This is a genomic window from Pseudomonas cerasi (assembly GCF_900074915.1).
Taxonomy (GTDB): domain Bacteria; phylum Pseudomonadota; class Gammaproteobacteria; order Pseudomonadales; family Pseudomonadaceae; genus Aquipseudomonas; species Aquipseudomonas cerasi.
This window is the reverse complement of the sequence record NZ_LT222319.1, coordinates 5,077,501-5,092,242: the sequence shown is the minus strand read 5'-3', so window position 1 is coordinate 5,092,242 and position 14,742 is coordinate 5,077,501. Positions and strand designations below refer to the sequence as shown.

The 14,742-nt window shown below is 60.8% G+C and carries 12 protein-coding genes (1 of these 12 only partly in view); 3 read left to right on the top strand and 9 right to left on the bottom strand.

Annotated elements, in window-relative coordinates; genetic code table 11:
• The first annotated feature begins 195 nt into the window (after nucleotides 1-195).
• Entirely contained in the window at nucleotides 196-1,299 is a 1,104-nt protein-coding gene (locus tag PCPL58_RS25130) for a calcium:cation antiporter (RefSeq protein ID WP_065350707.1), read from the top strand.
• A 111-nt stretch (nucleotides 1,300-1,410) separates the two neighbouring features.
• Here the strand turns inward: PCPL58_RS25130 and PCPL58_RS25125 are convergent, their stop codons facing one another.
• From PCPL58_RS25125 to PCPL58_RS25085, 9 genes are all read right to left on the bottom strand, one after another.
• Nucleotides 1,411-2,766: an 8-oxoguanine deaminase gene (locus PCPL58_RS25125; protein ID WP_065350706.1), complete on the bottom strand. Its 1,356-nt coding sequence runs from the start codon at nucleotides 2,764-2,766 to the stop codon at nucleotides 1,411-1,413.
• A 123-nt stretch (nucleotides 2,767-2,889) separates the two neighbouring features.
• The gene (locus PCPL58_RS25120; protein WP_065350705.1) at nucleotides 2,890-3,579 is read right to left on the bottom strand and encodes an SDR family oxidoreductase; all 690 of its coding nucleotides are present in this window, start codon (nucleotides 3,577-3,579) and stop codon (nucleotides 2,890-2,892) included.
• A gap of 240 nt (nucleotides 3,580-3,819) precedes the next feature.
• Nucleotides 3,820-4,746, bottom strand: a complete 927-nt coding sequence (locus PCPL58_RS25115) for an ABC transporter permease (protein WP_003414641.1) — start codon at nucleotides 4,744-4,746, stop codon at nucleotides 3,820-3,822.
• A complete protein-coding gene (locus PCPL58_RS25110; protein WP_065350704.1) occupies nucleotides 4,746-5,846 on the bottom strand; it encodes an ABC transporter permease in 1,101 nt (366 codons plus the stop codon). Before PCPL58_RS25110 ends, PCPL58_RS25115 begins: the two co-directional genes overlap by 1 nt.
• Nucleotides 5,847-5,857: 11 nt before the next feature.
• The gene (locus tag PCPL58_RS25105) at nucleotides 5,858-7,411 is read right to left on the bottom strand and encodes an ABC transporter ATP-binding protein (RefSeq protein WP_065350703.1); all 1,554 of its coding nucleotides are present in this window, start codon (nucleotides 7,409-7,411) and stop codon (nucleotides 5,858-5,860) included.
• Between the two features lie 532 nt (nucleotides 7,412-7,943).
• Nucleotides 7,944-8,537 (bottom strand): IMPACT family protein, encoded by a 594-nt coding sequence (locus PCPL58_RS25100; protein ID WP_003366563.1) that lies wholly within the window; start codon nucleotides 8,535-8,537, stop codon nucleotides 7,944-7,946.
• Between the two features lie 32 nt (nucleotides 8,538-8,569).
• Nucleotides 8,570-9,232: a TetR/AcrR family transcriptional regulator gene (locus PCPL58_RS25095; protein ID WP_003318629.1), complete on the bottom strand. Its 663-nt coding sequence runs from the start codon at nucleotides 9,230-9,232 to the stop codon at nucleotides 8,570-8,572.
• Nucleotides 9,233-9,326: 94 nt separating this feature from the next.
• The gene (locus tag PCPL58_RS25090; RefSeq protein ID WP_065350702.1) at nucleotides 9,327-10,724 is read right to left on the bottom strand and encodes a uracil-xanthine permease family protein; all 1,398 of its coding nucleotides are present in this window, start codon (nucleotides 10,722-10,724) and stop codon (nucleotides 9,327-9,329) included.
• A 186-nt stretch (nucleotides 10,725-10,910) separates the two neighbouring features.
• Nucleotides 10,911-11,831, bottom strand: a complete 921-nt coding sequence (locus tag PCPL58_RS25085) for a LysR family transcriptional regulator (protein ID WP_003431839.1) — start codon at nucleotides 11,829-11,831, stop codon at nucleotides 10,911-10,913.
• Nucleotides 11,832-11,942: 111 nt separating this feature from the next.
• On the opposite strand from PCPL58_RS25085, the gene aptA reads away from it, so the two are divergent.
• Nucleotides 11,943-13,289 (top strand): omega-aminotransferase AptA, encoded by a 1,347-nt coding sequence (gene aptA / locus PCPL58_RS25080; RefSeq protein WP_065350701.1) that lies wholly within the window; start codon nucleotides 11,943-11,945, stop codon nucleotides 13,287-13,289.
• Between the two features lie 90 nt (nucleotides 13,290-13,379).
• Nucleotides 13,380-14,742, top strand: partial view of a CoA-acylating methylmalonate-semialdehyde dehydrogenase gene (locus tag PCPL58_RS25075; RefSeq protein WP_003366570.1) — the 5' portion only. 131 nt of this gene lie beyond the right edge of the window; 1,363 of the gene's 1,494 nt are visible here — the first part of the coding sequence; the start codon lies at nucleotides 13,380-13,382; the stop codon falls past the right edge of the window.

The following is a 14,742-nucleotide window of genomic DNA, read 5'->3' as shown; positions in this document are numbered from 1 at the left end:
GCAGGCACTATTGTTGAAAACGGCGGGCACTATTTCACATCGTGGCGACGGGATCAAAAGTCATTTACGCGTGGGTGCGGTTCGCATTCGGGCTATTTTATGAAACCTTTTGTCACACAAGCTACTCTGACACGCTTCACTGTTGGCCACCTTCATGTACATCCGCGGCGATGTCGCAAGGTTTGGGGAATAAAAATGGGCGCATTGCTCAAGCAAGAAAAGTTTCTGTTGCTGGCAATCATTGCCATGTTCGTCGCTTATCCACTGGAGCACGTGCTGGTAGGCAACGGTCAGGTCGTGGCGCTGGTGTCCGGGCTGGCGCTGGTCGCGTTCATCATCTGCGCCTCGATGCGCGTTGCCCACCATGCCGAGATGCTGGCGGAAAAGGTCGGCGATCCTTACGGCACGATGATCCTCACGCTGTCGGCGGTGACGGTCGAAGTGGTGATCCTGGCGATCATGATGAGCAACGAGCCGTCGCCAACGCTGGTGCGGGACACGATTTATTCGGCGGTGATGCTCGACATCAACGGCATCCTCGGTCTTGCGGCGCTGATGGGCGGTATCAAGCACGGCGAGCAGTCTTACAACGATGATTCGGCGCGCACCTACAGCGTGATGATCCTCACCGCGATGGGCGTGTCGATGGTCGTACCCGAGTTCATTCCCAAGGGTGACTGGAAGATCTATTCGGCGTTTACCATCGGCGCGATGATCCTGCTCTACACCCTGTTCCTGCGCATGCAGGTCGGGCCGCACAGTTACTTTTTCAGCTACAGCTATCCGGAAAAGAAGAAGCGTCAGAGCCAGGGTCCCAATACGGCTGAAGAGCATGCAGAACCGGTCAATCTGACCCGCTCAATTGCCACACTGGTTGTCGGCGTGGTGGTGATCGGCGCGCTGGCCGAAGTGATGTCGAAGACGGTTGACCTGGGCCTGGAAGGCACCGGTGCACCGCCGGTGATGACCGCCATCCTGGTCGCCGCCATCTCTGCCGCGCCGGAGATCCTCACGGCCCTGCGTGCCGCGCTGGCCAACCGCATGCAGTCGGTGGTCAACATCGCCCTGGGTGCGTCGCTGTCGACCGTGATCCTGACCGTTCCGGTCATGGAAGCCATGGCGCTTTACAGTGGCCAGCCTTTCCAGATGGCCATGACTCCGGTGCAGACCGTGATGATCTTCATCACCCTGCTGGTGTCCGCCATCAACCTCAACGATGGCGAAACCAATGCCATCGAAGGCATGACCCACTTCGTGCTGTTCGCGACGTTCATCATGCTCTCGTGTCTGGGGCTTTAGGGCCTATTGCCTATCGCTCCCACGCTCTGCGTCGCAAGAGGACGCAGAGCGTCCTGAACGGCATGCCGACGCGGAGCGTCGCACGATAGTTGAGATTATCTCCCCGCACGTTCAGCCCCGAATCAACTCCCGCGCGGCCTGGCTGTGATCGGCAATCAACTGCTTGATGTCCAGGCCTTCGACCTGGCCGTCGATCACTCGCCATTGTCCTGCGATCATCACCCGATCGGCACGGTCCGCGCCGCACAGCAGCAGCGCTGACAGCGGATCATGGCTGCCGGAAAAGCGCAGTTCGTCCAGCTTGAACAACGCCAGATCAGCCTGTTTGCCCACCGCCAGTTCACCGAGGTCTGTGCGTCCCAGCAATTGCGCCGACCCCTTGGTGGCCCAGCCCAGCACGAGCTGCGGAGTGATTTTTTCGGCGCCGTAGCGCAGGCGTTGCAGGTAAAGCGCCTGGCGGGTTTCCAGGATCATGTTCGATGCGTCGTTGGACGCCGAACCATCGACCCCAAGCCCCAACGGCGCGCCAGCGGCGAGCAGGTCCAGGGTCGGACAGATGCCGGAGGCCAGGCGCATGTTCGAGCTCGGGCAGTGGCAGACACCCGTACCTGCTGCGCCGAGACGGGCGATTTCGTCGGGGTTGAAGTGGATGCCATGGGCCAGCCAGGTACGCGGTCCCAACCAGCCGACACTGTCCAGATAATCCACGGTGCGCAGGCCGAAGCGTTGCAGGCAGAAGTCTTCTTCGTCGAGGGTTTCGGCCAGGTGGGTGTGCAGGCGTACGTCGAGTTTTTCGGCCATGGCCGCACTCTCGGCCATGATCTGCGGCGTGACCGAAAACGGTGAGCAGGGCGCTAGGGCGATCTGAATCTGCGCGCCGTCACCACGCTCATGGTAGGTCTCGATCAAACGCTGGCTGTCGGCCAGAATCACCTCGCCCTGCTGCACGGTTTGCTGCGGCGGCAAGCCTCCATCCGCTTCGCCCAGGCTCATCGAACCGCGCGTCAGCATCGCGCGCATGCCCAGCTCCCGAACGCTCTGCACCTGAACATCGATAGCGTGTTCAAGCCCATCGGGAAACAGATAGTGGTGGTCGGCAGCGGTTGTGCACCCGGACAGCAGCAACTCGGCCAGCGCCACCTTGCTGGCGACCGCGAGCTTCTCCGGCGTCAGGCGCGCCCATACCGGGTACAGGGTTTTCAGCCAAGGGAACAAAGGCTGATTGACCACTGGTGCCCAGGCCCGCGTGAGGGTTTGATAGAAGTGATGGTGCGTGTTGATCAACCCCGGCAGCAACACATGCTCACGGGCATCGAACGTCTGAGTGCAGGGCTTTGACGGGAGCTGCCTGGCGGCCAGCACTTCAGTGATGACGCCGCCTTCGATCACCAGACCGCCACGGGCGTCCAGGTCATTGGCAGTGAACACGGCAAGGGGATTTTTCAACCAGATACGGATCGCAGGCATGGGCCGGCTCCTCTGAAAGACAGGTTCAGGTTAGCCAGCTCAGTGTTGCCCTGTCTGCTGATCCAGGGTCGCCGGGGTCGGGTGCGCCCCGGCGAAGGACGGCGATTCTAGTCGAGCAGTCGATTACCATGCAATCGTCTTGCCCTGGTAGTCGATGAAGTGATGGCCGCCCTTGCCGGCGTAGGCATTGAGCTGTTCGACAAGCCCAGTGGTGCTGGTCATCACGTCGATGGCGGCATTTTCGCCGCCCATGTCGGTCTTCACCCAGCCCGGATGCATAGACAAAACGGTAGGACGGCTCTCGCCCAGCTCGGTGACAAAGGTATTGGTCATCGAATTGAGTGCAGCCTTGCTGGCCTTGTACAACGCAAGGTTTGCGCCGTCCGGGCAAGTGACGCTGCCCAGCCACGAACTCATGAACGCCAGGACGCCCGTGCCGGGACGAAGTTGATCGACGAAGCGTTCGGCCAGACGAATCGGTGCCACCGCGTTGGTCAGGAACAACTGCCCGAGTTCGGCAGCGGTCGACTTCGCAGCGCTCTGGTGTGCCGCGCCACTGATGCCGGCATTGACGAACAGCACGTCGAACACTTCACCGCGCAGCTTCTGGACCAGCACTTCAAGCGAGGCCGTTTCGTCCAGATCCACCGCTTCGATGCGCACGCCCTCGACCGCTTTCAGGTTTTCAGCGTTTTGCGGATCACGTACGGTGGCGGTGACCTGCCAGCCCTGTTCGGTCAAGCGCTGCACCAGCCCGAGCCCGAGGCCACGCGAAGCACCGATAATGAGGGCGGTTTTCTTGGTAGTGGTCATGAATGATTCCTTGGCAGATTGAGAGACAGACTCCATGGCAGTGCCAGCAAGGCCTCTCGAAAGTTTCGACCTTGCAGCGTACTCCTGCCCATGACCTGTTGGAATCTTCGCGAGCCGAAAACGTTCAGGGGAATCACTAGAACGGCATGCCTGATAGTTTCAGGATTATCGTTCCGCACGCTCCAGCGTGGGAATGCCGTTCATGACGCTCTGCGTCAACCATCTGCGCCGCGAGCTCCCTCAATGCCCCGCCCGCCACGGCTGGCCCAGCGATACCGGCGCATACAGCCGGGTGCGCAAGGCGTCGCGGGAGAGCAGGACAAGCACGATGATGGTGGCCACATAAGGCAGCATCGCCAGCAGGTTGGACGGGATGGCCAGGCCTATGCCCTGCGCGACCAGATGCAGAATGCTGGCCAGACCGAACAGGTAGGCACCCAGCAGCAGGCGCCACACACGCCAGCTGGCGAAAACCACCAGTGCCAGGGCAATCCAGCCGCGTCCGGCGCTCATGTTTTCTGCCCACATCGGCGTGTAGGCGAGTGACAGATAAGCCCCGGCCAGCCCGGCCATTGCGCCGCCGAACAGCACCGCAAGGGTGCGCACGCGCAATACCGGCAAGCCCATGGCGCTGGCGGCGTCAGGGTTTTCGCCGACGGCCTGAATGATCAGCCCGACGCGGCTTTTCAGCAGCGCCCAGGCGACCAAAGCGAACAAGGCGAAGGACAGGTAGACCAGCAAGTCCTGGGCAAACAGCATGCGGCCGATCAGCGGAATGTCACTGAGCAGCGGGATGGCCACCGGTTCGAAACCGCTCAACGGTTTGCCGACCCAGGCGGCCCCGACAAAGCTGGAAAGGCCAACGCCGAAGATGGTCAGCGCCAGCCCGGTCGCGACCTGATTGGCGTTGAACACCAGTGCCACCAGGGCAAACAGTGCCGACAGCAGCATGCCTGCAAGCATCGCCAGCAGCACACCCAGCCAGAGGTTGCCGGTGTTCAGGGCGACGATGAAACCGATCACTGCGCCAAACAGCATCATGCCTTCCTGACCCAGGTTGATGACGCCGCTTTTTTCGCAGATAAGTTCGCCCAGCGCCACCAGCAGCAAGGGGGTTCCGCAGCGGACCATGGCGTAGAAAATGTTGCTCAACAGGTCGATATCCATCATGCGGCTCCTGTGACGGCTGTCATCTGGCGCTTGGCCCAGTGCAGTTTCAAACGTGGGCGATAGAGAATCAGCACATCACAGGCCAGCAGGAAAAACAGCATCATCCCCTGAAACAACTGCGTGATTGCCAACGGCAGGTTCAAGGTCATTTGCGCGCTTTCTCCGCCCAGATACAGCAGGGCGATCAACAGGCTGGAGAACAGAATGCCGATGGGGTTGAGGCGGCCGAGAAAGGCCACGGTGATCGCGGCATAGCCGTAACCTGGCGAGACCTGCGGCACCAGTTGACCGATCGGCCCGGTCACTTCCGATACGCCGGCCAGCCCGGCCAGCGCGCCACTGATCAACAGTGCGAGCCAGACCAGGCGTTTTTCTCGAAAGCCGACAAACCCGGCAGCACGCTTGTCCAGGCCCAGCACCTTGATCTGAAAACCGACGAAACTGCGTTGCAGCAGCACCCACACCGCGACCAGCGCAAACAGAGCGAAGTACACGCCGATGTGCGCGCGGCCATCCTCCATCAACAGCGGCAGACGGCTGGCGTCGCCGAAGGTCGCTGACTCCGGGAAGTTCATGCCGGCCGGGTCCTTCAGCGGCCCGTGGACGAAGTACAGCAGCAAGTTGAGGGCGATGTAGTTGAGCATGATGCTGGTGAGGATTTCATTGGCGTTGAAGTGCGTGCGCAGCCAGGCGGTCACGCCCGCCCAGGCCGCGCCGGCGAGGGTGCCGGCCAGCAGCACCATGACCAGTGACCAACGACTCTCCATCTCGATGATATTCACCGCCACGGCACTGCCCGCCAATGCGCCGAGCAGCAACTGGCCTTCCGCCCCGATGTTCCAGATACGCGCCTGATAGGCGACCGCCAGGCCCAGCGCGCAGAGCAGAATCGGCAGGGTCTTGACCATCAATTCCGACAGGCCGTACCAGTCGCTGACCGGCGCGATCAGCAAGGTGTGCAGCGTCACCCAAGGGTTCAGGCCCAGGCCGATGAACAGCAGTGAACCGCAGACCAGGGTCAGCACCGCAGCCAGTAAAGGGGAGCACCACAACATCGCGCGCGATTGCTGGCCGCGCGGTTCCAGAGAAAGCAGCATGTTTTGCTCCGTTAACCAGGCACGTGGGCTTGGGTTTGAGAATGATCGAACTGTCCCGCCATCCAGCCGCCGATTTGCACGGTGCTGGTCTGTTCAGTGGGGATCAGGTCGGAAAGCTGTCCGCCACTCAGGGCGGCGAGTCGGTCGCTGATCTGGAACAACTCGTCCAGGTCTTCGGAGATCACCAGAATGGCGGCCCCCGCGTCGCGCAAGGCAATCAGCGCCCGATGGATCGCCGCCGCAGCGCCGACATCCACGCCCCAGGTGGGATGCGCGGCAATCAACAGTTTCGGCTTTTGCAGGATTTCCCGACCGAGGATGAATTTCTGCAGGTTGCCGCCCGACAGACTGCGCGCCGGGGCCTGGGCATCCGGGGTCTTGACCGCAAAGCGTCGAATGATTTCGTCAGCCAGTGCGCGCACCTTGCTGCGCTGGATCAGGCCATTGTTCACCAGCCCTTGCTGAAAGGCGGTAAGCAGCGCGTTGTCGGCAAGACTGAGTTCCGGCACTGCGCCATGCCCCAGGCGCTCGGCCGGGACGAATGCCAGGCCACGCTTGCGCCGCGCATCGGGCCGCAGGTTGCCGACCGGGGCATCCTCAAAACGCAGGGTCGCCGCCTGGGCATGGGGCAAGGTCTGTTCGCCGCTGAGCAGCGCCAGCAACTCATCCTGACCATTCCCGGCCACGCCCGCGATACCGACGATTTCGCCGCTGCGTACGTCCAGGCTGAGGTCTTTGAGTGAGCAGCCGAACGGGTCCGGGTTGTGCCAGGACAGTTTGTCGATGCGCAAAAAGGCCGTGCTGCCGCTGACTTTCTCATACTGCGCGGTCAGCCCTTCGGCATCACCGACCATCAAGCGCGCCAGTTCCAGATCGGAGCATTCAGCGGGAATGCAGTGCCCGGAGACCCGGCCGTTGCGCAGTACAGTCGCGCTGTGACACAGCGCGCGCACTTCGCCCAGCTTGTGACTGATGAACAGAATGCTGCAGCCTTCTCGGGCCAGATGCCGCAGAGTCACGAACAGCTCATCGGCTTCCTGAGGCGTCAACACCGACGTGGGCTCGTCGAGGATCAACAGGCGAATGTCCTGCATCAGGCAGCGAATGATCTCGACTTTCTGCCGCTCACCAATCGACAGGCTGTGGACTAGCCTCTGGGGTTCCACTGCCATGCCGTAGCGTTGTGAGACCTCGCGGATGCGCGGTTCGAGTTGCTTGGGCGTGCCCGCCGCTGCGCCCATCGCCAGCGCGATGTTTTGCGCGACGCTGAGGGTTTCGAACAGCGAAAAATGCTGGAACACCATGCCGATGCCCAGGCTTCTGGCCTGTGCCGGATTGCGCATGGTCTGCGCCTGGCCTTGCCAGATGATCGTCCCGGTGTCGGGCTGCGTCACGCCGTAGATGATCTTCATCAGCGTGCTTTTGCCCGCACCGTTTTCACCCAGCAGGGCGTGAATCTCTCCGGGCTGAATCGTCAGGTCGACAGCGTCGTTGGCCAGGCAGCCGGGATACCGTTTGGTGATGTGGCGCAGTTGCAGGCGCGCAGCTATCGCGTGGTTTGACATGAAAGGCTCTGAGGCAGAAGTGGGTCGCGTGTGGATAAAGCAAAATCCTGGCCAAGGAGTCAGGATTCGCGTCCGGTGCGCTGAATCAAGGCCAGGCACGGAGTTTTCGGCTCTGTCACCGGTCTTCGCCTATCGACGGCGCTCGTTTCAGCACCAGTTCGGGGCGTGCTTGCCTGGCGCGGGCCAATGTGGCCCTTTGATTTGAACAAAAAATGTACAGCGGACGTCGAGGGCGGTGCGCTGAAGCAATGCGCGACCCTTGCACCTGTTATCCACAGGTTCTTCCACAGATACTGTGCGCAAGCCGGTTGAGTGAGAATAATGCGGCGGCGGTTAACATCCAAAGGCACTAAGAAGCGCTAACAGGCTGTTTTTGCACTCTTTATGGATCCACGCCCGGCAATTGCTCAAAAAACGATCATTCGCCTGAAACGCAAGCCCGGCAAGGCTCGCGTTGGAGTGTGCTCAGCTTATCCACAGCCGGATGCACAGTAGATGTGGGCAATTGTGACATGTGGCTCAGAGGCTCCGGCTATTGCTCCGGCGCTGCGTGCAGAAGGATTCTGCCGCGACTCAGATCGGCCAGTTGGCGCTGCAGGGTGTCGGTGTGCTCGGGGCCGATGGCGATGGACATCTGCACACCGTTGGCCATGAAGTTTTCGCTTTCCACCAGACCGTTCAGTTCGCCGAGACGCAGCTTGACCAGCGCCAGCTCGCTGAAGCTGCATTCAAGGTGGAACGACGCGCGCTGGATCAGCGGCAGACGCTCGGCCTGCTGCAGGCATTTGTTGGCACCGCCGCCATAGGCGCGGGCCAGGCCGCCGGTCCCCAGTTGAATGCCGCCGTACCAGCGGATCACCAGCACCACGACCTGATCGAACTCCTGCGCTTCGATGGCGGCCAGAATCGGCCTGCCTGCAGTGCCGCCCGGTTCGCCGTCATCGTTGCTGCGATACTGGCCACCGAGCTTCCAGGCCCAGCAATTGTGGGTGGCGTTCAGGTCACTGTGCTGCTCGATGAACGCCTGTGCGTCGGCCGGGCTGGCGATGGGGGCGGCGAGGGTGATGAAGCGGCTCTTGCGGATTTCTTCACGAAACTCGCAAGGGCCGATCAGGGTAAAAGGCATGCGTGTGTCCAGCTGACGTCAGGGCGACGATTCTACAAGGCTGGCGGGGTGAGCCCACAACCTTTGAGAATGATTCGAATGAGATTGTTGCTGGCCTGATCCATGTCCTGGCGAGTCAGTCGAGAACGACCGGTGACGCGACAGATCTGCGAGGCGAAGTCGGCATAGTGCTGGGTGCTGCCCCATAGCAGAAAGATCAGGTGCACCGGGTCGACGGGGTCCATCTTGCCGGCGTCGATCCAGGCTTGAAAGACCGCTGCCCGGCCCTGGAACCACAGGCGGTAATCCTGGCTGAAATACTCGCTCATGCATTCGCCGCCGCTGATGATCTCCATGGCGAAGATCCGCGAAGCCTGTGGCTGGCGGCGCGAGAATTCCATCTTGGCGCGAATATAGCGGGCCAGCGCCTCTGCCGGATCGTCTTCGACGCTGAGGTGGTTGAAGGTGCTGTCCCACAAATCGATGATGTTGCTGAGCACTGCGACATACAGGCCGAGTTTGTTGGTGAAGTAGTAATGCAGATTGGCTTTCGGCAGCCCGGCCTTGATCGCGATGGTGTTCATGCTGGTGCCCTTGAAACCGTGGCGGGCAAATTCATCTTCGGCTGCCTGGATGATCGCTTCTTCGTTCTTCTGACGAATACGGCTTGCAGGCTTGGTGACGTGAGCGCTGTGTGCGGGGACTTCAAGGGTCATGGGCAATTCCGGACAGGTCGTAGGGCGCGACGAATGAACAGATAGCGCACCGGCGAGCATCTCGCAAGCGTCGGTGCGGGCGCGGCAAGTAAAGTTATCGTGGTTGCTCCACAGGTTTGGGTTCCGCTGCATCGGCGGTCGGAACGGCGGCGACTTTGCCTTCCGGAATCAGCAGGCACATGACAATGGCCGTGATACCGCCGCTGGTGATGGCCGAATCGAACAGGTTCTGCACCAGTTTCGGCAACTGATGCAGCAGCGCAGGTTGCGCCGCAATACCCAGACCGACACCCAATGAGGTGGCAATGATCAGCATGCTGCGTCGGTCCAGCGGTGACTGGGCCAGAATGCGTACCCCGGCGGCCGCGACGCTGCCGAACATGACCAGCGTTGCGCCGCCGAGCACCGGCTTGGGGATCTGCTGGACGATGGCACCAATGTGCGGAAACAGCCCGAGCACGAACAGCACCGCGCCGATGTACAGCCCGACATAGCGACTGGCAACGCCGGTCAACTGGATCACGCCGTTGTTCTGCGCAAAGGTGGTATTGGGAAATGCGCTGAAGGTCGCGGCGATCATGCAGCTCACGCCATCACCCAGTACACCGCCCTTGAGGCGCGCCAGGTAACTCGGGCCGCTGATGGGCTGGCGCGCGAGCATGCAGTTGGCGGTCAGGTCGCCGACCGTCTCGATACTGCTGATCAGATAAATCAGCGCGACAGGCAGGAAAGCGCTCCAGTCGAAATTGAAGCCGAAGCGGAACGGCACCGGTACGCTGATCAACGGCAGGTCGTGAAGGGGTTGCGGCACCAGTTTGCCGCTGAACCATGCGGCCAGACTGCCCACCGCCAGGCCGATGATGATGGCTGACAAACGCACCCAGGGCGTATTCGAGCGATTGAGCACAATGATCACGGCCAGCACGAACGCGCCCAGCGCCAGGTTCACCGGGGCGCCGAAGTCCGGTGCGTTGAAGCCGCCGCCCAGGTCTGTCACGCCTACCTTGATCAGGCTTACACCAATCAGCGTGATGACAATACCGGTCACCAGTGGCGTGATGACCCTTCGCAACTGGCCAATGCAGCGACTCAGCGCGATCTGCACCAAGGCACCGAAAAAGCACACGCCGAAGATCATCGCCATGATGTCCTCCGGGCTGCCGCCGCGCTGCTTGACCAGAAAACCTGCGGACAACACTGCGCCCAGGAAGGCGAAGCTGGTGCCTTGCAGGCAGATCATGCCCGCGCCGATACCGAACGGGCGGCGTGCCTGGATGAAGGTGCCGGTGCCCGAGACCATCAAGGCCATGCTGATCAGGTACGGCATGTACTGTGTCAGGCTAAGGGTCGAGCCGATGATCAGGGGCGGGGTGATGATCCCCACGAAGCTGGCGAGAACGTGCTGGAACGCGGCCAATATCGCCGTCCAGGGTTTGGGGCGGTCGTTCAGGCCGTAGATCAGATCATCGTTGTCGAGTGTTTCAGGCTGCATGGCGAGTTCTCGGACGGGGAAATGCCATGTGCTGGCGTGTCGTTGTTCGGGACTACTGCAAAAAACTGTCCAGTTGCTCAGCTTATTTTTATTTGAGTCCATTTATTTCAATAAATATCAGCCGGATAGCGCTTTCAACGCGCTCTGCAGCGTCGGCGAACCGGCCAGGTGCAGGGCAGAAATGTGTCATCGGGTAGCGGCAAGTGTTTCCAGAAAGCTCTCCAGCACCAAATGAGGGCGTCGGCCCTTGCGGGTGACGGTCACCAGATTGAGGTCGTAGAACTTCGAATCCGGTTTCAATGCGCGTAGCCTGCCTTCCTGCACCCAGGCATTGGCGTAATGATCGGGCAGGTAGCCTATGTAGCGGCCGGTCAGAATCAGGAAGGCGATGCCCTCCCGGTCGGACGCGCTGGCCGTGCAGGTCAGTGCCTGATAGTGGTCCTGGATCTCGTTGGGCAGGCGAAAGGTCGGGGCAATGGCTTCCTGCTGTGCGAGACGTGCGTCATCCAGCGTGGCATTCTCGGCGTAAAACAGGGGATGCCCGACCGCGCAATAGAGCAGCGAACGCTCGCTGTACAACGGATGATACTCAAGCCCCGGCAAGGCACTGGCCTGCGGCACGACGCCGACATGCAGGCCGCCGTCGAGTACACCGCGCTCGACTTCGGCGGGGGCGATCATGCGGATGTTGATGTGCACGCCCGGCCCGCGCTCTTTCAGCCGGGCCAGGGCATGGGTGATGCGCATGTGGGGGAGGGTGACCAGGTTGTCGGTCAGGCCGATGTTCAGCTCGCCGCGCAGGTTCTGGTGCAGGCCGTTGACCTCTGTCCTGAAACTTTCCAGCGCGCTTAGCAATTGCAATGACGACTGATAGACCTCGCGCCCTTCGTCGGTCAGTGAAAAGCCGGCGCGGCCTCGCTGGCACAGGCGCAGGCCGAGGCGTTGCTCCAGATCACTCATCTGCTGGCTGATCGCTGATCGGCCAATGCCAAGCACGCTTTCAGCCGCAGAAAAGCCACCCGCCTCGACGACGCTTTTGAATAGGCGCAGCAAGCGGATATCAAAATCACTGACCTGCGACACCGGATCGGAACGACGGATATTCATTGTTTAGTGATTACCAAACCAAAGATCATAAAAGGCGGGTTTCATGAACTTTAGCCGCGTGGCACCTTGGCTGCAATGACCTTTCGTTTAGCGCCTGCGAGGCTTGCTCCCATGAATATGTTCGAAGTGTCCGATGTGCCTGTCACCCATCAGTTGAAGCTTGATGCTCACTGGATGCCCTACACCGCGAATCGAAATTTCCAGCGCGACCCGCGCATGGTCGTGGCCGCGCATGGCAGCTATCTGACAGACGACAAGGGGCGCAAGATCTACGATGCACTCTCAGGTCTATGGACATGCGGGGCTGGGCACACGCGCAAGGAAATTCAGGAAGCCGTGTCCCGGCAGCTGGGTGTGCTGGATTACTCGCCGGGCTTTCAGTTCGGGCATCCCTTGTCGTTCCAGCTGGCAGAACAGATTACCGACCTGACGCCGGGCAATCTCAACCACGTCTTCTATACCAACTCGGGTTCCGAGTGCGCGGATACGGCGGTGAAGATGGTGCGTGCCTACTGGCGGCTGAAAGGCCAGGCGACCAAGACCAAGATGATCGGTCGGGCACGCGGCTATCACGGTGTGAACGTGGCGGGCACCAGCCTGGGCGGAGTGAATGGCAATCGCAAGATGTTCGGCCAGTTGATGGACGTCGACCACTTGCCGCACACCCTGCTGGCCAGCAATGCGTACTCGAAGGGCATGCCCGAGGCGGGCGGTATCGCGCTGGCTGACGAGATGCTCAAGTTGATCGAGTTGCATGATGCGTCGAACATCGCTGCGGTAATCGTCGAACCCATGGCGGGCTCGGCCGGTGTGATCGTTCCTCCGCAGGGCTATCTCAAGCGCCTGCGTGAAATTTGTGATCAGCACAATATCCTGCTGATCTTCGACGAAGTCATTACCGGCTTCGGTCGTACGGGCTCGATGTTTGGCGCCGACAGTTTCGGTGTCACGCCTGACCTGATGTGCATCGCCAAGCAGATCACCAATGGCGCCATCCCCATGGGCGCGGTAATCGCCAGCAGCGAGATCTATCAAACGTTCATGAATCAGCCAACGCCGGAGTACGCCGTCGAATTCTCTCACGGCTACACCTATTCCGCTCACCCCGTAGCCTGTGCGGCCGGGCTGGCGGCGCTTGAACTGCTGCAGCGGGAGAACCTGGTGCAGCAGGCCGCAGCCGTCGCGCCGCATTTTGAACGTGCGCTGCACGGTATCAAGGGCGCGAAAAACGTGGTCGATATCCGCAATTACGGTCTGGCAGGTGCCATCCAGCTCGCACCGCGTGACGGCGACGCCATCGTGCGGCCCTTCGAGGCAGGCATGAAGCTGTGGAAAGCCGGTTTCTACGTGCGCTTCGGCGGTGACACCCTGCAATTCGGACCGACCTTCAACAGCCAGGCGCAGGATCTGGATCGATTGTTCGATGCCGTCGGCGAAACCCTCAACCTGATCGACTGACCGCGCTGGCAGGCTCTCTTCTTATATACGTGCCTTTATCGCATCGGGTGTGAGCTGATTCACGCCCGTTGCCTTTATCCGGAGTTTTCCATGAGCAGCATTCAACACCTGATCCACGGCGAGTTCGTTTCTGCTGAAGGTCGTAGCGCCAATGTCTTCAACCCGTCGACCGGGCAGGTTATCCACACCGTGGCGCTGGCCGATCGCGAAACAGTCCAGAAGGCAATCGACTCGGCCAAGGCTGCCTTTCCGGCGTGGCGCAATACGCCGCCGGCCAAGCGTGCTCAGGTGATGTTCCGTTTCAAGCAACTGCTTGAGCAGAATGAGTCACGTATTGCCCAATTGATCAGTGAAGAGCACGGCAAGACCCTGGAAGATGCGGCGGGCGAGCTGAAGCGTGGTATTGAAAACGTGGAATACGCTTGCGCTGCGCCTGAAGTGCTCAAGGGTGAATACAGCCGCAACGTCGGGCCGAACATCGATGCGTGGTCTGACTTTCAGCCGCTGGGTATCGTTGCCGGTATTACCCCGTTCAACTTCCCGGCCATGGTGCCGCTGTGGATGTACCCGCTGGCCATTGCGTGTGGCAACTGCTTCATCCTCAAACCTTCGGAACGCGATCCCAGCTCCACATTGTTGATTGCCGAGCTGCTGCATGAAGCGGGGCTGCCGAAGGGTGTGCTCAATGTGGTTCACGGTGACAAGGTCGCGGTCGATGCGCTGATCGAAGCGCCGGAGGTCAAGGCACTGAGCTTCGTCGGTTCCACACCGATTGCCGAGTACATCTATAAGGAAGGCGCAGCGCGGGGCAAGCGCGTTCAAGCGCTCGGTGGTGCCAAGAATCATGCGGTGTTGATGCCGGATGCCGATCTGGACAACGCCGTGAGTGCCTTGATGGGCGCTGCCTACGGGTCCTGCGGCGAGCGTTGCATGGCGATTTCGGTCGCGGTATGCGTTGGCGATCAGATCGCTGATGCATTGGTGGCCAAACTGGTTCCGCAAATCCAGAGCCTGAAGATCGGCGCGGGCACGACCTGTGGCCTGGATATGGGGCCGCTGGTCACCGGGCAGCATCGCGACAAGGTCGGCGGCTATATAGAGGACGGTGTGCAGGCGGGCGCGACTCTGGTGGTGGACGGGCGCAACCTTCAGGTTGCCGGGCATGAACAGGGCTTCTTCATGGGTGGCTGCCTGTTCGATCGCGTAACGCCAGAGATGCGTATCTATAAAGAAGAGATTTTCGGGCCGGTGCTGTGCATCGTGCGCGTGGACAGCCTTGAGCAGGCCATGCAACTGATCAACGATCACGAATATGGCAACGGCACCTGCATCTTTACCCGCGATGGCGAAGCGGCGCGTCTGTTCTGTGACGAGATTGAAGTGGGGATGGTCGGGGTCAATGTTCCACTGCCGGTACCGGTGGCCTACCACAGCTTTGGTGGCTGGAAGCGTT